This is a genomic window from Mucilaginibacter sp. MD40, from assembly GCF_002288635.1.
Lineage (GTDB): Bacteria > Bacteroidota > Bacteroidia > Sphingobacteriales > Sphingobacteriaceae > Mucilaginibacter.
On the sequence record NZ_NRSW01000001.1, the window covers coordinates 3547800 to 3566532 of the forward strand.

16 protein-coding genes are annotated in these 18733 nt (G+C 46.5%); 6 read left to right on the plus strand and 10 right to left on the minus strand.

The annotated features are described in order from the left end of the window. Positions 1 to 2 precede the first annotated feature (2 nt). From argH to CKK33_RS15785, 5 genes are all read right to left on the minus strand, one after another. On the minus strand, positions 3 to 1337 hold the full coding sequence (gene argH, locus CKK33_RS15765; RefSeq protein ID WP_095705030.1) for an argininosuccinate lyase: 1335 nt from the start codon (positions 1335 to 1337) through the stop codon (positions 3 to 5). 79 nt (positions 1338 to 1416) lie between these two features. After that, positions 1417 to 1773 carry a four helix bundle protein gene (locus CKK33_RS15770; protein ID WP_095705031.1) on the minus strand — a complete coding sequence of 119 codons (357 nt, stop codon included), beginning with the start codon at positions 1771 to 1773 and terminating at the stop codon, positions 1417 to 1419. 155 nt (positions 1774 to 1928) lie between these two features. Beyond that, positions 1929 to 2996 (minus strand): M20 family metallo-hydrolase, encoded by a 1068-nt coding sequence (locus CKK33_RS15775; protein WP_095705032.1) that lies wholly within the window; start codon positions 2994 to 2996, stop codon positions 1929 to 1931. Between the two features lie 87 nt (positions 2997 to 3083). Beyond that, positions 3084 to 4334 (minus strand): DUF2130 domain-containing protein, encoded by a 1251-nt coding sequence (locus tag CKK33_RS15780; RefSeq protein ID WP_233138235.1) that lies wholly within the window; start codon positions 4332 to 4334, stop codon positions 3084 to 3086. A 155-nt stretch (positions 4335 to 4489) separates the two neighbouring features. Further along, positions 4490 to 6142, minus strand: a complete 1653-nt coding sequence (locus CKK33_RS15785; RefSeq protein WP_233138236.1) for a gliding motility protein RemB — start codon at positions 6140 to 6142, stop codon at positions 4490 to 4492. A 231-nt stretch (positions 6143 to 6373) separates the two neighbouring features. Here CKK33_RS15785 and CKK33_RS15790 point away from each other — a divergent pair, with 231 nt between their 5' ends. Further along, positions 6374 to 9394: a DUF2723 domain-containing protein gene (locus CKK33_RS15790; protein WP_095705034.1), complete on the plus strand. Its 3021-nt coding sequence runs from the start codon at positions 6374 to 6376 to the stop codon at positions 9392 to 9394. Between the two features lie 63 nt (positions 9395 to 9457). On the opposite strand, the gene CKK33_RS15795 is transcribed toward CKK33_RS15790, so the two are convergent. Both CKK33_RS15795 and CKK33_RS15800 read right to left on the minus strand, forming a co-directional pair. After that, the gene (locus CKK33_RS15795; RefSeq protein ID WP_095705035.1) at positions 9458 to 9949 is read right to left on the minus strand and encodes an isoprenylcysteine carboxyl methyltransferase family protein; all 492 of its coding nucleotides are present in this window, start codon (positions 9947 to 9949) and stop codon (positions 9458 to 9460) included. 5 nt (positions 9950 to 9954) lie between these two features. Further along, a complete protein-coding gene (locus tag CKK33_RS15800) occupies positions 9955 to 11013 on the minus strand; it encodes a type III polyketide synthase (RefSeq protein WP_095705036.1) in 1059 nt (352 codons plus the stop codon). A 120-nt stretch (positions 11014 to 11133) separates the two neighbouring features. Between CKK33_RS15800 and CKK33_RS15805 the strand changes: the two genes are divergently transcribed. Further along, positions 11134 to 11907, plus strand: a complete 774-nt coding sequence (locus CKK33_RS15805) for an Fpg/Nei family DNA glycosylase (protein ID WP_095705037.1) — start codon at positions 11134 to 11136, stop codon at positions 11905 to 11907. A gap of 105 nt (positions 11908 to 12012) precedes the next feature. Further along, entirely contained in the window at positions 12013 to 12489 is a 477-nt protein-coding gene (locus CKK33_RS15810) for a PA2169 family four-helix-bundle protein (protein WP_095705038.1), read from the plus strand. 55 nt (positions 12490 to 12544) lie between these two features. Here the strand turns inward: CKK33_RS15810 and CKK33_RS15815 are convergent, their stop codons facing one another. Then, positions 12545 to 13177 (minus strand): HAD family hydrolase, encoded by a 633-nt coding sequence (locus tag CKK33_RS15815; protein WP_095705039.1) that lies wholly within the window; start codon positions 13175 to 13177, stop codon positions 12545 to 12547. Positions 13178 to 13317: 140 nt separating this feature from the next. On the opposite strand from CKK33_RS15815, the gene CKK33_RS15820 reads away from it, so the two are divergent. Further along, on the plus strand, positions 13318 to 14205 hold the full coding sequence (locus CKK33_RS15820; RefSeq protein ID WP_095705040.1) for a helix-turn-helix transcriptional regulator: 888 nt from the start codon (positions 13318 to 13320) through the stop codon (positions 14203 to 14205). Next, a complete protein-coding gene (locus tag CKK33_RS15825) occupies positions 14189 to 14608 on the plus strand; it encodes a DUF983 domain-containing protein (RefSeq protein WP_095705041.1) in 420 nt (139 codons plus the stop codon). Before CKK33_RS15820 ends, CKK33_RS15825 begins: the two co-directional genes overlap by 17 nt. A gap of 32 nt (positions 14609 to 14640) precedes the next feature. On the opposite strand, the gene CKK33_RS15830 is transcribed toward CKK33_RS15825, so the two are convergent. Together CKK33_RS15830 and CKK33_RS15835 are read right to left on the minus strand one after the other, a co-directional pair. After that, the gene (locus tag CKK33_RS15830; protein ID WP_095705042.1) at positions 14641 to 15009 is read right to left on the minus strand and encodes a PleD family two-component system response regulator; all 369 of its coding nucleotides are present in this window, start codon (positions 15007 to 15009) and stop codon (positions 14641 to 14643) included. A 54-nt stretch (positions 15010 to 15063) separates the two neighbouring features. Then, positions 15064 to 17694 (minus strand): PAS domain-containing protein, encoded by a 2631-nt coding sequence (locus tag CKK33_RS15835; RefSeq protein WP_095705043.1) that lies wholly within the window; start codon positions 17692 to 17694, stop codon positions 15064 to 15066. 215 nt (positions 17695 to 17909) lie between these two features. Between CKK33_RS15835 and CKK33_RS15840 the strand changes: the two genes are divergently transcribed. Continuing rightward, positions 17910 to 18680 carry an enoyl-CoA hydratase/isomerase family protein gene (locus CKK33_RS15840; protein WP_095705044.1) on the plus strand — a complete coding sequence of 257 codons (771 nt, stop codon included), beginning with the start codon at positions 17910 to 17912 and terminating at the stop codon, positions 18678 to 18680. Positions 18681 to 18733 lie beyond the last annotated feature (53 nt).

The window sequence follows — 18733 nt, forward strand, 5'->3', positions numbered from 1 at the left end:
ACTCACCTCACCAGCCAGCTAATCGCTTCTTCTACTTTTCTGAAATTAAAACTGCCGATCACCTTATCCATAGCCGCGCTGATCTGCTCGTTCTGCAAATTGCCTATGCTGCCCTCGTGCGTATGGTTAACTGCTTTTTCGGGGTTAAAATTACCTTGCTCAATATCTAAACCTATTTGTTTGTAGGCATCGCGGAACGGTGTACCGTTCAACACCGCTTTGTTCACTTCCTCTACGCTAAACAGATAAGCATACTTAGGATCATCCAATATATTTTTGTTCACCGTAATATGCTGCAACATAAAGTTGGCCATATGAAGGCAGTTTAGCAGTTCGGTAAAGGCCGGGAACAGCAGTTCCTTTAACAGTTGCAACTCGCGGTGATAGCCTGATGGTAAGTTAGTCGTCATCATGGCCACATCATTTGGCAGGGCTTGCAGCCGATTACATTTACCACGCATAATTTCCCACACGTCCGGGTTCTTCTTATGCGGCATTATGCTGCTGCCGGTGGTTAGGTTCTCCGGATAGCTTACGAACGCGAAGTTCTGACTAAGGTACAGGCATTGGTCCATGGCCATTTTTGCCAGTGTGGCGGCAATTGATGATAAAGCCTGCGCAATCACACGTTCCGTTTTACCACGCCCCATTTGCGCGTACACTACGTTATGGGCAAGGCTGTCAAAACCAAGCAACTCGGTGGTCATGGTACGGTTAAGCGGGAAAGACGACCCATAGCCGGCTGCCGAGCCCAATGGGTTTTTATTGGTGATCTTCCAGGCGGCCAATACCATTTCCAGGTCATCAACCAAACTTTCAGCGTATGCGCCAAACCATAACCCGAACGACGAGGGCATAGCCACCTGTAAATGCGTATAACCCGGTAACAATACATCCTTATGTTCCTCGCTTAGCTGTATCAGCAAGCGGAAAAGGTTATCGGTTTCGGTTACTACTTCCTGTATCTTGTGGCGGAAAAATAGTTTCAGATCAAGCAATACCTGGTCGTTCCGAGAACGGCCGCTGTGTATCTTTTTACCGGCGTCGCCAATGCGGCGGGTAAGCAGCATTTCAACTTGTGAGTGAACATCCTCAACATCATCCTCAATGCTAAACTTGCCGGCTTCAATATCGTTATAGATCTGTTTGAGTTCGCGCTGCACCAGGGCGAGGTCCTCTCCGCTCATCAAGCCTATCGACTCCAGCATGCGCGTGTGGGCAAGCGAACCCAATACATCAAAGGCGGCCATCTGGTTATCCAGCTCACGGTCGCGGCCCACTGTAAAGTTCTCTACCAGTTTATCAACGTTGGTGGTTTTTTGCCACAGTTTACTCATTGTGATTTTGGATTTTGTGATTTACGATTGCTTCGATATACGATTTTGTGATTTACGATTTTAGATTGATGCTTTCTATTTATGATTTATTTGCGCGGGATGTGTTGATTGACGAAACAATTATAGAAAGAAGTTCATTAGCTTCACGATAAATAGGGGTAATTTTTTCTTTGAGGTCTGGGTTAAGTTCCACTAAAAGTTCAAGAAAAAACATACTTTCATCCAGCTCCTCTTCAACGATTTTCAGTTTATTAATAAAATCCGGGGTTGATTTTGCCCGGCAGGCTGCCCTGTAATTAGCACCGGTTGAACTTGCACTACGCGCAAGCTGACCGCAATAGTTTTTATTAACCACATTTAATGGTACACTTAAAACCAACTTTGCATTTTCAATAGCAAATTGCTTGGTTCTGTGCATCATTTCCTGTTTAGTCATTTTGATTTACGATTTTTGATTTACGATTTTTTGATTTACGATTTTAGATTGCACCTTTTTTATCGAAGAACAAATTTCGACTTTGCTTATTTAGGTTAAGTAAATCTAAAATCCGATTAATTAAATCTAAAATCGTAAATCGAGATAATCGTAAATCAACTAACTATTGCGTCAAGCATTTTAATGTACAGTTCAATGCCCTCGCCTATTTCCTCTACATAAATATATTCATCGGCCATGTGTGAGCGTGCCGAATCGCCGGGACCAACTTTGATGGACGGGATATCCAGCAGGGATTGGTCTGACGTGGTGGGCGAACCATAGGTTTTACGGCCCAGCGCCACACCGGCCTGCACAAACGGATGATTTTTATCTATTGATGATGGTTTTAAACGGATGCTGCGCGGCCTTACTTCGCAGCTAACATGTTCGCGGATAATGTCCAGTACTTCCTCGTTACGGTAAGCATCGGTAACCCTCACATCGACCGTGAAGGTACAGGTGGCAGGCACTACATTGTGCTGCGAACCGGCATTAATAATGGTTACCGACATTTTGATAGGGCCGAATACTTCCGACTCTTTAGGGAACCTGTAATTACGGAACCACTCGATGTCTTTCAGCGCTTTATAAATAGCGTTTTCGCCTTCTTCACGCGCGGCATGGCCGGCTATGCCAAAGGCGGTACAATCCAGCACCATAAGGCCGCGCTCTGCAATGGCGAGGTCCATCAGCGTAGGTTCTCCCACTATACCAAAATCGAGTTTTCCTAATTCGGGGATGATGAGTTCCAGGCCATTAACGCCTGATATCTCCTCCTCGGCAGTAGTAGCCAGGCAAAAATTATATTTAAGCCCGGTTTGCTGATAGTAGTGCAGGAACACATGTATGAGCGATACCAGGCAGCCGCCCGCGTCATTACTGCCCAGGCCATAGAGCTTGCCATCCTCAATCTTGGCATCGTACGGGTCGCGGGTATAGCCGCTGTTGGGCTTAACCGTATCATGGTGCGAGTTAAGTAGAATGGTTGGCTTGGCCGGGTCGAAATGCGCGTTCCAGGCCCAGATATTATTGAGTTTGCGATGGGTTTTTACCCCATGCGTTTGAAGGGTTTGCTCAATGAGGTCGGCCGTGCGGTCTTCTTCTTTACTGAACGATTGTATTGAAATTAATTGCTGCAGCAAAGCCAGCGCCTGCTGCGACAATGTAGTGATATCTGCCATAATAAACGGGTTTTAACCCAGTAATACCTGCGGCAAAATTAAGCTTTTTGCCGCAAGTACAAACGATAAACATTAGCTGCTTATTGTTTATTCGATCAGCAGGGCATCATCATCGTCGCCCAGGCTTAGCTGTATCATATCATTACCGGCAATACCTTCAATAGAGCCTTTGATATGAGCGGCATTCAATAAAACTTTCTCCAGTTGCTTTTCGCGCGCTTTCCATAGTTTTTCCATGGCGTCGCGCTCTTTTTGTATGGAGATGCGCATGCTCATGTAACCTTCACGTATGGCTTTCCACTGTTCGGAGAATTCGCTGCTCGTTAAATAATCATACAGCAAGTGCATTTTATCACCCTTATTTTCCTGCGCCTTGGCCAGATTAGCCAGTTTAATTACCCCATCGCGCAGGATGTATGACACGGCCTTTACTTCATCAAAACTGCATATCCAAACACCGTCGCGCTCACCAAAGCAATCCATCCCTTTAGGATAGCACTGGGTAACAATAACGGCCACATCAACGCCCATGGCGCGCATATCTTTTTTGAGCTTTTCTATCCACTCGTTCGAGAAGCTGGTGGTGCGCTTACTCTCGTAGATGATACGGCCGCACTCCTGCCCAAACTGGTTGCGTACGGTTTGTACACAATCGGCACCGCGCACACCTTTGCCTACTTCGGCTATCACATCAAACGGAAAATAATTGCGCAGCTGCTCTTCCAGTATCAGTTCCTGCGCCTCGCCCTGTAGCTGCATGGAGCCCTGCTCGGCCCGGCGCTTCATTTCATCGGCCAGGCGTTTCTGGTCTTCCAGCTGCTTTTCCAGTTCCTTTACCTTTAGCTGGTATTCGGTATCCTTCAGGTTATGCTTTTCGGCTTCCTGCTTACGTACCTGCTCGGCAATATCCGCCCGCTGCTCCTGCAATTTGCGTTGCAGGGCTATTTCCATCTCTTCTTCCTTTTGCTTGAGCGCCTGTTCGCGCTGTAGGTATTCCAGCTCCTTCTGGCGCGATTCTTTTAGTTTCTCCGTGCTGGCGTTCACAGAATTTTGCAGCATGGTTAGCTGCGTTTCAAAATCGGCGGTAATAGATTTACGAAGGTTTTCTTCCAGCGTTAGCTGCAATTGCTTTTTCTCGCCGGCAAGACGCTGCTCAAACTCGGCCTGCTGCTGCCTGGCCTTAGCGCTGAATTCCTCCTCTTTACGCTTAAACTCCTCCTCTTTCTGGCGGGTATAATCCTGCATCTTCAGCCGCAGCTGCTGCTTATACTCTTCGGCCATAACTTCCTCAATAGGGAAGCCATGCCCACAGCTCGGACACTTAACTTCTGTAGCCATAATTTGTAGTGAATACCAAAGGTAATGAATTTTGCCTCAGACAAACCGCTTTTATAATGCTCAATTTATTCAACAGTCAACTAACTTTCCACCCTCTTTGCGCAGCAGAGAGGGTCGGCCAGCGAAGCGTAGCCGGGTGAGTCAGAAAACGCCCGTTAAAAATCGTGGTACAAGTTCCTGAAGCTGCTCTTGATACCAAATGTAAGCACGCTGGCATTTTTAGTGCCCAATGAGTTGGTTTCATGGCGGTACAGCGCGCCCAGCTCAAAACGTAAGTTATATTTAGGGTTTAGCAGAAAAGCTACCGTACCTTCGGCATAATATAAGTTGGTGTTTAAGCCCTGACCCACTTTATTACTTGCATAAGTAGGTATAAGCGGCTTGGTAACATCACGGCCGGCGTTATCGGCAGCGTTAAGATCCAGACCGTATTTAGCGTACATTAACTGCCCCTGGAAATCAAACCTCTTGTAAGTATAGTTCATAATACCTACCAGTTCCCTAAAGTTAGCGCCAAGCGGGTCGCCCAAAGGCTGGCTGTAATAGCTGTAGGCGCTGATCACCTGCCTGTTTGAATAAGTATAAGGCTTCACGGCATCATACTCTAACAGGTAGTTGAGGTTTTGCACCCCAAAAATGTCCGCTCCGCGGATACCCAGTTGTACACCGCCGCTGTTATCCACGTTGTCTGTCTGGAAGTAGTTTTTGCCGTTAAAGCGGTCAAACAATAACTGCCCGTAAATGGCCGATTTGTCAAATACTTTATACTTACCTGTAAAACCTACCAGCGCGTTACCCGGCTGGGATGACGGGCCAAGGCCGCTGGCAAATATTACCGGGTTAACAAAATTCACGTCGAAACCTCTGCGGTTGCCCTGGTCATCGGCTTCGGGAGCAATGTAGGCGTTGAAGAAACCAAACGACAGGCTGTTGTTCACATTCCAGTCGAGGTAATGGAACAGGCCCCATTTACGGCGATTGTTGCCAAAGCTATCAAACTTCACCAGATTTTGGTCTTGCAGGTAGGTCCACATCATCATGTACTGTACCTTACCTACATTGGCTGTTACACGCAGTAAAGGATAGTTAGCCGAGTAATCTGATAACAGGATAGAGCGGTAACCATCACCTATAAAGGTTTTATCTTGCCCCAGCGTGATATTGATCTGCTTGATAGGCGTATAGGATAATATGGCCGTGGCATATGAATAATCGCGGTAGGTTTTGGTTTTACCACGGTCATACGCCTGGCCGGGTACAAAACCTATCTGCTTTACATAGTCGGTATAGTATTGCGGGAAAGCGGCCTGGTTCTCGTAACCGCTGGTGTAGAACGAGAATTTGCTGCCTACCGTACCCCCAAACTGGAAACCACGGGTGTTGGTACCAATACGGGTAGTAAAGCCAAAGCCTAATGGCTTAAAGTGTACTTCGGTATTGCTGTGGTCCGAGAAATCGTGCCCTATGGTGTTATCCTGCAAATAATCGGCGTAAAAGGTATAATCCTTTTTATTTACCTCTATGAGGTGTTCGTTAAATATCTTGCGCAGGAACCAGTTATGGCGGTTACTATCAACCCCCATTTGCATTAACTGGTTATACCTGTTGCTGATGGCACTATCTATCAAAAAAGGCCTTAAAGAAGTATGCATACTGCTGCTTTTGGAGTAAATATCAGCGTTAAATTTTTGGTAGAACTGATACGATTGCGGCAGATAAACAGATTGCGCCTTACCAATAGTGGCTGTTAAAACAAATACCGAAAATAGGATAAGCTTACCGGCAAGCCTGTTGTAGTTTTTTTGCATACGCAACAAAATAAACGTTAATTATTGTAACATAAAAATTTATCCGCTTAGCTTACAGCTCCGGCGGCATTATCCGTTTACCACCTGTAACATTCATTGTATTATACCATGGCGTTTATTGCCCGCATACAGCGTTAAAATGTGTTAAAAGTGTTAAACTATAAACGGCATCATAAAAAAACAAGCTTTTAAATATTCATATTTGCCCTGCTAAACTTTACTCTTAGAGGCATGCAATACAACAAAATAAACAACCTGCTTGGCTGGCTTTGCTTTTTTATAGCGGCAGCAACGTACATGTTAACGTTAGAACCCTCTGTAAGTTTTTGGGACTGCGGCGAATTTATTTCGTGCGCGTACCGCTTGCAGGTGTCGCACCAGCCGGGTTATCCTTTATTTGCCATGCTGGGGAAGGTTTTCTCGCTGCTGTCCATGGGCGATAATACTAAAGTACCGTACTTTACCAACTCCATGGCAGCGCTGGCCAGCGCCGCTACCGTCATGTTCCTGTTTTGGACCATTACCGCCCTGGCTAAAAAACTGGTGGCTGGCCGCGAAAAGGAATTTGGCAACGCCCAAACCATCGTTATCATGGGCTCCGGCCTGGTAGGTGCCCTTGCTTTTACCTATACCGATACCTTTTGGTTCTCGGCTGTTGAAACCATCGTGTTCGCGCTTTCCTCATTATGCATAGCTATCGTATTCTGGGCTATTTTAAAATGGGATGCCCATGCCGATGAGCCCGGAGCTGATAAATGGATCGTGTTTATCGCTTACGTGATAGGCCTTTCCATAGGCATACACCTGCTTAATTTACTTACCATCCCTGCGCTTGCGCTGGTGTATTATTTCCGCAGGTATAAAAACATCACGTGGAAAAGCGGGCTGGTTTCCTTCCTCATCAGTATTGTGATACTCGGGCTGGTGCAATATGGTATACGCGGTTATACCATTAAGTTCGCGGCCTATTTTGATCTGTTCTTTGTTAACTCACTGGGGCTGGGTTTTGGCAGCGGCGCTATTGTTTTCTTCCTGCTGCTGATCGCGGCTATTGTGGGCGGGCTGGTTTACAGCAAACGCAAAAACAAACCCGTGCTTAACCTGGCTTTGCTGTGTGTGGCGTTTATTTATTTCGGATACGGATCATTCGCTTATATCCCCATCCGTGCTACCGCCAACCCCGACCTTAATAACTCGCACCCGGATAACGCGTTTACCATGTACGGTTACCTTAACCGTATACAATACGGCGAAAATCCGCTGCTTGTTGGCCCCTACTTTGACGCCCAGATAACCGACCAGGTTGAGGGCAGCAATATTTACCGCAAGGGCGACAAAAAATATGAACTCGCAGGCAAAAGCCTTAGTTATAAATACGACCATACTACCATATTCCCCCGCATGTACAGCACCGATGCCAGCGATGTGCAATTTTATCGCGGCTGGGGACAGATACCTGAAGGGCAAGCGCCAAACTTTGCTGATAACATCAAGTGGATGGCCAGCTGGCAGGTTTACCAAATGTACTTCAGGTACTTTTTATGGAATTTTGTAGGGCGGTATAATGATGCCGACGGGCAGCAAAGCACCGAAAGTATTGATGGCAACTGGACCAGCGGCATACTGGACGGCGGCCGCCACCTGCCTAAAAATGTGGTGAACAACCCATCATATACACCGCTATACGCCATACCGTTTATCTTAGGTGTTATTGGCCTTATTTACCAGGCCGAGCGCCGCAAGCGCGATGCCCTTATTATAGGCCTATTGTGGTTTTTTACCGGTTTAGCAGTAGTGTTTTATGTAAACCAGCCTTCTGTGCAGCCAAGAGAGCGCGATTATTCTTACGTGGGTTCTTTTTACGCGTTCGCTATATGGATAGGTTTATCTGTTGTGGCCTTAACTGATGTTTTGCGCCGGAAAATGAATGCCCGTACCGCCGCCTATATAGTTACCGGCGTTTGCTTGCTAATAGCCCCCGTGCTGATGGCTAAACAGGAATGGCGCGGACACGACCGTTCTACCAAAATGGTGGCGCATGATATGGCTTATAACTACCTCATATCCTGCCCGCCCAACGCTATCTTATTTACCTATGGTGATAACGATACCTACTCGCTCTGGTATGATCAGGAAGTAGAAGGTATACGCCCCGATGTGCGCATTGTAAACCTCAGCTTATTTAGCGGCAGCTGGTACATCAGACAAATGCAGCGACCCATGAACGCTTCGGCACCGCTGCCCATTACCATGCCTTATGATAAATACAAGGATGGCGTAAGGGATGTGATCTATTACAACGATGGCGGCATTAAAGACCCGGTTGAGCTAAAGGATATTTTCAACTTTATTACCTCTGACGACCGCAGCATGCAGGGCCAAAACCAGGGCGGCGAATATGTAAACTACCTGCCGACCAAGAATTTTAAAATCACGGTAAATCCTGCCGATGTAGTTAAAAACCATGTGGTATCGGCAGAGCAAATGAAACAGCTAACGCCCACTATGGAATGGAAATATAACTCCAACTATGTGACCAAGGACGATTTGGCGCTGATAGATATACTGGCCCATAACGACTGGAAAAGGCCCATTTGCTTTACCACCACTATAGGTACCAGCAACCTGGTAGGCTTGCAGCCTTATTTATACAAAGAAGGTTTTACCTACCGCCTGTTACCACTTAAACAGGATACTTCACGCCGCGATCAGCTAAGCAAGGTGAACGATAGCGTGATGTACGATAATGTGATGAACAAGTTTAAGTTTGGCCGCTACAAAACCGCCAGATACCTCGACCCGGAATCGACAGGTATGTTTTTCCCGGTGATGATGACCACTTTTCTTGACCTGGCTACCAGCCTTAACCAAAACGGTCACCCGGATATGGCCTTAAAAGTATTGCACAAATACGATAATGAAATGCCCGGTGGCTTATACCCTTTTATTGATATTGCCGCCCGTAAAATGTTTATGGCGCAAATGGCCTACGACCTTAACGACAACCAACTGGGCAATAAATTCACTGAAGATATTAACCAGTACCTGATGGACCAGTTCGGCTACTTTTACCACTTACTGCAAACGGATAGCAGGCGCATGCCCGCCCGCGATGTACAAATTGGTATGGAAGTACTTACCGGCCTGGTTAAATACACGGATAAGGCCCACCAAACGGCGCTTAACCAAAAGCTCAGCGCCGAGTTAAAAGAATACAGCGCCAAGTTTGCCCCGGTGATAGGGCAACCCTAAGCAAACAAAACGGCCCGTTAAATAACGGGCCGTTTTGTTTATATATCTTTTATCAGACAGGCATCAGGCAGCCAGCGCTTCGTTCTCCTTTTTAATACGTACGTGTAACATGGCAGCGTTTAAGAGGCTAAATACCACAAGGGTGTAATACAGGCTAAATGCCAGGGGTATCACCGCTATCTCGGCAATCACAATGATGTAATTGGGGTGCTTTATGTATTTATAGATGCCGGTAGCCACCGGCGGTGTGCCGGGCACCCGGTAAATGCGGGTATTCCAGTAAGGACCCAGATTGGCTATTACCAGCGCTTTAAGGCAGGTAAGCAATACAAACAACGCTATAAGGTAATAGTTAACGGTAACGTACGGCCGCAAATTATATTCGGCTATTAATGAGATAATGAAAGCGGTATGCAGCGCAACCATGTAAGGATAATGCTCCCGGCCGTATTCCACAGCGCCGTGCTGCAGCAGCCACTTTTTATTACGCGCCGCCACATATAATTCCGAAAGCCTTTGCGTGATCAAAAAAGCGATAAAGATGGTAAAGGTCATGGTTATTAGTTTTGCATATCCAATAATAACATTTCGCTGCTAAAGCCCGGGCCCATGGCCAACATCAGCCCATAACCACTGTTATAACCCTGCTTTAAAAACTGCTCCAGCACATAAAGTACAGTAACGCTGCTCATGTTGCCGTTTTCGCTCATTACCTGCCGGGTATATTCCAGTTCATCCTGCCCCAGCTCAAGGGCTGCGTTGTAAGCATCTATTACCTTACGGCCGCCGGGATGAAAAATAAAGTTCTTAATATCATGCACCGTCAACCCCTGCTTTTGCAGAAAAGCGTCCACATCGTGCTTAATATGCTTGTTAATAATAGCAGGTATATCTTTAGAAAAGATCACCTTAAAGCCATCGTCATTAAAATCCCAACCCATTACATCAAGCGCGTCATAATACAACTTACTGCTGCCGGCTTTTACCTTCACCGGGCCTCGATGCTCCGTGGCCTCATCACCTGTAACAATACAGGCAGCCGCGCCATCAGAAAACAGGCTCGACCCAATAAAATTACTTTTGCTGTAATCGCTTTTAACGAGCGTGAGCGAACAAAGTTCCACGGCTACGAGCAGCACTACTGCCTCCGGGTTGGCTTTTGCTATGGTAGCTGCCTTTGCTAAACCGGCCACTCCACCCGCGCAACCCAGGCCCCATACAGGTGTGCGGCTCACATGCTTCGGCAGCCGCATATGGTTAATGAGCAATGCATCAATACTGGGGGTTGACAGGCCCGAGGTGGAAACAAATACCACATCAGTAACCGCTTCCTTCGAAATACCTGCCTCACTTAAAGCCTTTTCGGCTACCTCAGTGGCGTATTGCAGCGCCAGTTTAATGTATTCGTCGTTACGCTCCTTAAAGGAGGTGTTACCTGCATACCAGTTTAGCGGCTTGGCAAAGTTACGCGTAACAATGCCGGTATTGTCAAAAGCCTGCAGCAGGCGTTCGGCATGTTCCACTTTGCCGGAAAATAAGGTTCGTACCTGCTCTTTTACTTCGGGCTGGGGTACTTTATAGGGTAAACTAAGGCCGCTGGCGGCTGCTATGTTTGGCATGTTAAAGTGGTTAATATATAGACATACGTATAGAACAGGCTTTGGTTGTCAACTATTCATCATAATCGGTGTTTTATTTTAAATCGCTTTGTACATTAGTAAGCATTAAACAGCAACGCCATGCCCGAACTACCCGATCTGGAGGTTTTTAGCCATAACCTGCAAAAGCAATTAAAAGGCAAAACCCTTAAACATATCACTGTACACAGCCAAAAGCTCAATGTATCTGAAAAAACGTTACAAGGAGCCTTAACAGGACAAAAATTAGCAGCCATTTACCGCGAAGGCAAAGAGCTATATTTTAAATGGAGCAATGGCGACATACTGGCGCTGCACCTGATGCTGCATGGTAAGCTTTTTTATTTTCAGGATAAAAACGACCAGAAATTCTCAATAATTGAATTACTGTTTACCGACGGCAGCGGGCTGGTGCTCACCGATTTCCAAAAGGCGGCTACACCTACCCTTAACCCGGAACCTAAAACCGCGCCGGACGCGCTTTCTGACGAAGCCGATGCCGATTATTTTAAAACCATACTGGCTAAAAAGAAAACAACCATTAAAGCCATATTGCTGGACCAGAAAATAGTAAGAGGTATAGGAAATGCCTACGCCGATGAGATCTTGTGGCACGCGCGTATATCTCCTTTCTCTGTAGCCAACAAAATACCTGAGCAAAAACTTAAAGAGCTGGTAAAAGCTATACACAAAGTTTTAACGGAAGCGCAACAGCAGATCATTAAACACAACCCGGATATTATTGCCGGCGAGGTGAGGGATTTTATGCTCATCCATCACCCCAAAAAACAAACCAGCCCGGGCGGGGCGCCTATTCAAATAGATAACGGTACACGCAAAACTTACTATACCGAGGAGCAAGAGTTGTTTGATTAATGAGGCATACACCTGTTTGCTATAATATGGCTAACAGCAGTTGTATGAAAAAACATTTGGCTGAACCGCACTGTTCACATAGTACATCTAATATAACGAAATACTATGGGAACATTACAACACATACAACACCAGATATCGGCGCTGAACGATCTGATAAAAGTGAACAACGATCGCATAGCCGGCTATCAGAAAGCGGCTGAGGGTACTGACGAGGCAGGCCTTAAAACAGTTTTTGAAGGTTACATAGACCAAAGCCGCGGTTACGTGAACGAGTTGAACGATTATATTCATCACCTTGGCGGTTCGCCTGCGGATGGCACTACCTTATCAGGTAAGTTTTACCATGCATGGATGGACGTTAAGGCGGCCTTCACTAAAAAAGACAACCACTCCGTACTATCTGATTGTGAGTACGGTGAAGACGTAGCCAAAAGCGCATACCGCAAAGCCCTTGACGATAAGGAACTGATATGGGAAGATGCGAAGGTGGTAGCGCTGCTAAACAGCCACCTCAACGGCCTAAAAATATCGCATGATGCCATTAAGGCCCTGCGCGATTCGCTTAAACAGGAAGCTTAAAAAGCAACCACTCAACAAAACAACAAACCCTGCCAGTGTAGCAGGGTTTGTTGTTTTATAAGGCCATAAAGTAATTAACCAGCGAAGGGAAGTCATCAAACTTCACATCATAATCATCGGTAGTGCCAAAGCCGTAGCTTACAAATACAAATGGCACGCCCGCCATGCGGCTTTGCTCGCCATCACCGGCGGTATCGCCAATGTATACAGGCTGCTGTAGGCCATGCTTATCCATCAGTAATTTAATATTATGGTTCTTGGGCATAAAATTCACGCCATGCGCCAACTCGTCTTTAATCAAGTCATCAATGCCGGCCCAGTCAATAAACTGCCTGATAATGCCTTTGGCGCAATTGCTCAGTATAAACAGCGGATACTTTTCGGCAAGCTGTTTTAAACCATCCTTTACACCGGGGTATAACGTTCCACCCTTCTCGCGGATAAGGTTATGGCGCTTATCATTCACGGTGCTATATATCTCTACCCGCTTATCGTGGTCAAACTCGGGCATTAATACCTCTATTACTTTTTTACCTTCCCACCCCACCATTCCGGCTAAAGTATCGCGGGTAATGGTCTTGTCTATTCCTTTCTCCCTGAATACTTCATTCCACGAGTAAGCGTAGGTGTCCACAGCATCCCAAAGGGTGCCATCCATGTCAAAAATTAAACTATCCGGTTTTTGCATGTGGTGAAGTTAATCATTTAATGTTTATTGCTGCTTGCCTGATAAAACACGTATGGTATTTTTCAATTATCAGTAAATTATACCACAAGTTCTGTGATTTACACCACTCCTGTGTTTAATACTTCAGGTATATTTGCCTTATGAAAAAGGCGTTCCCGGTATATGATATATGTTCATTGGCTGATAATCAGCACCATGATCTGCTTATCAGCCGTTTTGCGCCTTATTTGCAAAAACACCACAACCTGGCTTTGGCGCACAAGCATAGTTTTTACCATGTGGTTTTATTTACCCAGGGTGGCGGCAAACACGCTATTGATTTTAAACAGTTTGATGTAAAGCCTTACCAGGTATATTTTATGGCCCCGGGGCAAGTACACAGCTGGAGTTTTGAGGGCCCGGTTGATGGGTATATCATTAATTTCTCGGCGGAGTTCTTTCAGTCGTTTTTACTGAGGCCCGATTACCTGGACGGTTTTGTGTTTTTTACGGGAGCTGTAAACGAGCAGGTAATAGAATTAGACGGGACGGTGCGGCAGGATATCAACCGGCTTTTTGAGCAGCTTATCAGCGAAAGTGCGCAACTCTCCCGCTTAAATATGGATATGATACGCGCCCTGATGCTGCAATTATTTATCACCGTAGCACGGGAAAAAACGGAAGGTTCAACCTTAGGTGTACCGGGATACAATTATACGCTGTTGCAAAGTTTCAGGAAGCTGGTAGATAAGCATTTCGCTACGCTGCGCTTACCAAAAGATTATGCCGTGCTGCTGTATATTACCCCAAACCATTTGAACGCTTTATGTAACGATATACTTGGCATACCTGCCGGAGAACTGATACGCGACCGGGTGGTACTGGAAGCCAAGCGCCTGCTGATCAACCACGACATGAACATCAACGAAATTGCCGGTAAATTAAACTTTGCCGACAACTCCTACTTTACCAAATTCTTTAAAAAATATACAGGCCAAACACCTGAGGACTTTAGAAAAACCCAATACCGAAATGAACAATCCAGATAACAAACCCAACGGCTACGTGCCTGTGCTTACCGGCCTGATTAACGCTAAGTGCCCCCGTTGCCGCCGGGGCGATATTTTTGCATCAAGCACCTATAGCTTTACCGGGCAAAAAATGCACGAACGATGCTCACACTGTAACCTGTATTATGAGCGCGAACCCGGTTACTGGTATGTGGCCATGTTTGTGAGCTATGCCTTAAATGTAGCCGAAATGGTGACTTTTGCTGTGGCACTGCATGTGCTTACCGGCTCCGATTCGCCATGGGTATATGTAGGTGTGTTACTGGGGGTAATATTTATTTTATCGCCGTTTAATTACCGGTATTCGAGGGTAATATTGCTGTACTGGTTAACCCCAGGCCTGAGGTATGACCCGGAAAGAGCCAAAGACCATGTAAATTAGGAAAAGCAGCCTGCCGAATAAGCGGGCTCTTTTTATTTTACTACAAAAAGTTCAATTTTTTTCAATAAAGTATCCATCTCAAATGGCTTTGCCAAAAAATCATCGGCTCCGGAGTCGCGTGCTGAAGTCTCGATATCGCGGCTGGCCGATATCATAATAATGGGTATACCTTTAGTTTCGGGTAAGGATTTTAGTTTCCGGCAAATGTCGCGCCCGTCCTCGCCGCTCATCCAAATATCCAGCAGTAGCAGGTCGGGCAGGTTTTCTTTCATATCCAGCACAGTTGCGCCATCAACCGTGCTGCTCACCTGGTAGCCCTCAAATTCCAGCATCATTTCTATAGCATCAACAATCCCCGGATCGTCATCGGCTACCATTATTCGTTTTAGTCGCTCGCTCATTTTCACTCTCCCGTATTTATGAGTAATAAAATACGGGCAGGTTTAATTAAAAATTTAATTTGTTGGTAAATCTCTTTTACCAACAGGAATTGAGAAACAAAAAACAGACCCTTTTCCAACTTCGCTGTTTACCCACATTTTTCCGCCTTCGCGGCGAATGATCTCATTGGAGATGTACAAACCAAGCCCCAAACCGGGGAAAGTATGCTGCTTGCTGCCACCTACACGGTAAAACTGTTCAAACACCTTTTCTTTTTTATCTTCGGGTATACCTATACCAAAATCTTGTACGCTTACTACCGCTTCGCCGTTCTCCAGCCGGGTATTTACTACTACCCTATTGGCATGAGGCGAGTATTTTATGGCATTAGTGATAAGGTTAGTTAACACCTGGCCCAAACGCTCCTTATCGGCATATATATGGCCGGTTTCTTCAAAATCCATTACCAGCAGGTGCTTATTGGTAGTATGCTGTATGTCCTGCACCACGTCCTGCACGGCAGTATTTAAATTGAACCATGTTTTGTTAAACATGATTTTGCCGGAGTTAATTTTGGTAACATCCAGCAGGTCGCCAATGAGGTTGGTAAGCCTGTTTAGCTGCGAATCCATTTTCATCACCATAGCCGCTTTTTTCTCTTCGCCCTCGCGGCTAAGCATAGCGCCAAGCACCTGGGCATAGGCTTTTACACTGGTTACCGGCGTTTTAAGTTCGTGGCTGGCAATACCCAAAAAATCGTCCTTCTGGCGCTGCAGTTGCTTCTGCTCGTCAATATCCGTATTGGTGCCAAACCACTTAATTATTTCTCCTTCTGAAGTAAACGGCAGAGCCCGTGAAAGGTGCCACTTGTATTCGCCCGCGCTATTCCTTAGCCTAAACTCGCATTCAAACAGGCTGCCATGCTCCAACGCGTATTGCCAGGCGGCAAGGCATCCCTCCTTATCGTCAGTATGCAGGTAGTTAAGCCATTGGTTACCTACTATGGCAGCCATAGGCAAACCAAAAAAATGCTCGGTTTGCCGGTTTACATAGTCGAGTTCGCCATCGGTACTAAACGTCCACAACTGGGCGGGCATAAAGTCGGTTACGAATTCAAACTGCCTTATCTGGTTGTTGAGCTCATGGTTTTTAAGCTGAAGGGCAATGTCTGCTATGGTTTTTTCGGTAACATCTGTACATGCGCCCACGTAGCCGGTAAAAACGCCATCGGCGTTATATTGTGGGTTACCGGTAGCAATGCAACGCCGCACCTCACCATCGTAACGCCGCACACGGAAATCAACTTCATAAGCGCGTTGCTTGTTCAGGTCATGGATAAATTTACGGGCTGCCCTATCGCGGTCTTCCGGTAATATAGATTGTAACCAACCGGTGCCCAGCAATTCTTCGTTGCTCTGGCCTGTCCAGTCGGTCCAGGTCTTGTTAGCGTAAATGATCATCCCCTCGGCATCAGTCATCCATAGAGCCGCAGGCGAGGCGCTGGTAATGGTTTGCAGCAACTGCTCACTTTGCATGAGTGCCTGGCGGTCGGCTATCTCACGGCGCAGATCGCGCGCGATGGTAGCCCTGCCTTGTGGCTGCCCGTCGGCATCAAACACCATGATAGACGTTACCTGCGCAGGTATGGCCTCGCCGGTAACAAAGTGCTTTAACATCACCTGCCCACTCCACCTACCCAGCTTTACCAGGGCGGCATTCGCTTCATGGATCAGCCTGTCGGTTTCATGGGGCATAACAAATGCCGAAACATGGGGTAAATTTACATCTGCACCAATCCCCAGCATGGCACGACCTGCAGCGTTTACATGGGTAACCGTACCATCAGGGTTAGATAGCGTGATCAGATCCGAAGTATTATCGATCAGCGTGATGAGCCGTTTCTGCTCATCGCGTTCGGTTACCTCATGGCTCATATCCTGCGCGGTACCGGCAAAACGGGTACATACGCCATCGGTATTAAAGTAAGCCTTTCCCTTAGAACGCACCCAGCGCACTTCTTTATCCGCCGCTCGAATGGTCCTGTATTCGGTATGGTACAGGCCATTACCCTCAGGATCAAGCGCCTTTTTTACCGCTTCATCAACCCGCTGTTTGTCTGCCGGGTGAATGTGTGTCAACAAACAATCGTAGTTTATTGGGTCGGTTTCCGTAAAACCAAATAATTGCCTGCAGCGGTCGTCCCAGCGTACCTGGCCGCTTTGTGGGTTTAGTTCCCAGGTACCCAATTGAGCTGAGTTAAGCGCGAACTGCACCCGTTCTTCGGCTTCAGCAAGCTTTTGGCGGGTAATCACCAGTTCGGTAACGTCTGAGGCGGTGTTTAATATTCCCCATACCTTTCCTTCAGCATCGCGGAGGGGCTGGTAGTTAAAATTAAAATAGTAGGTTTGCAGGCGCCCGTCAACAAAAAGTTTAACCTTTTCGGCATAAGCTTCATAAGGCACACCAGTGTTGTAAACGTTTTTAAGAATGGCCACAAACGGCTGGTCTTCCATTTCGGGGAGGGCCTCTAAAAAGGTTTTACCCAAAACTGTTTCGTCCTTGCCCCACACTTTTAATATCGATTTATTCACCAGGGTGATGACCTGATCAGGGCCTACATACAATCCTACAGGTGATGGAGAATCGGCTATAAGTTGTTTAAATATATTTTCATCCTGCACGGATCCCTGATGGCTGTAGTACATTTAACCGTAGTGGCAGTTTTATATATGTTGCAAGGTAGTTTACAACACAACCGCTATTGTACAAGTATAAAATTTATGCCTCATTATTCCTATCGTAGTTTTTCATAAAAAGTTATTTTTTATTTATTACTTAAGTTAATTACATACTATAAACACTTAAATGTTGCTTGCTGAGGTTATTTTGCCCTATATTGGCTTGATCATTATTTACCATTATGAGCACAATAAACGAAGGAAATGTAAGCTGCACCATAAGCGTGGAGGGCATTGCTACCATCAGTTTTTTCCATCCGGCGCAAAATTCGTTACCATCGCACCTGTTAAAGCAACTGGCAGATACTATTACCGGTTGCGGTAATAACCCCGATGCCAGGGTAATTGTGCTGCAAAGCGGCGGCGACCGTACCTTCTGCCCGGGCGCCAGTTTTGATGAGTTACTGGCCATAAAAGATGAGCAAACCGGCGCGGCATTTTTCTCGGGCTTTGCCAACGTGATTAATGCCTGCCGTAAATGCGGCAAGATCATCATCGCACGGGTGCAGGGAAAAGCGGTAGGCGGCGGCGTGGGCCTTGCCGCTGCGGCCGACTACTGCCTGGCAACAGAAACCGCTTCTGTGAAATTGAGCGAGCTGGCCATTGGCATAGGGCCTTTTGTAATATCGCCCACTGTTACCCGCAAAATAGGGTTACCGGCTTTTTCGCAGCTTACCATACGTGCTACTGATTTCCAGAGCGCGCAGTGGGCACAGGAAAAAGGATTGTTTAATGATGTGTATGATGATATATCCGCGCTAAACGAGGCCGTACTGGCCTTAAGCCGAAAACTGGCTGCTTACCACCCCGAGGCTTTGGCAAACCTTAAGCAAATATTATGGGAGGGCACCGAAAACTGGGACACCCTGCTTAGCGAACGCGCGGCCATTAGCGGCAAACTGGTACTATCTGAGTTTACACAGCAGGCCCTGCAACAGTTCCTGAACAAATAAATGGCAACGGCTATAAACAAAAAAACCTCCCGCTGCTTGGGAGGTTTTTTTGG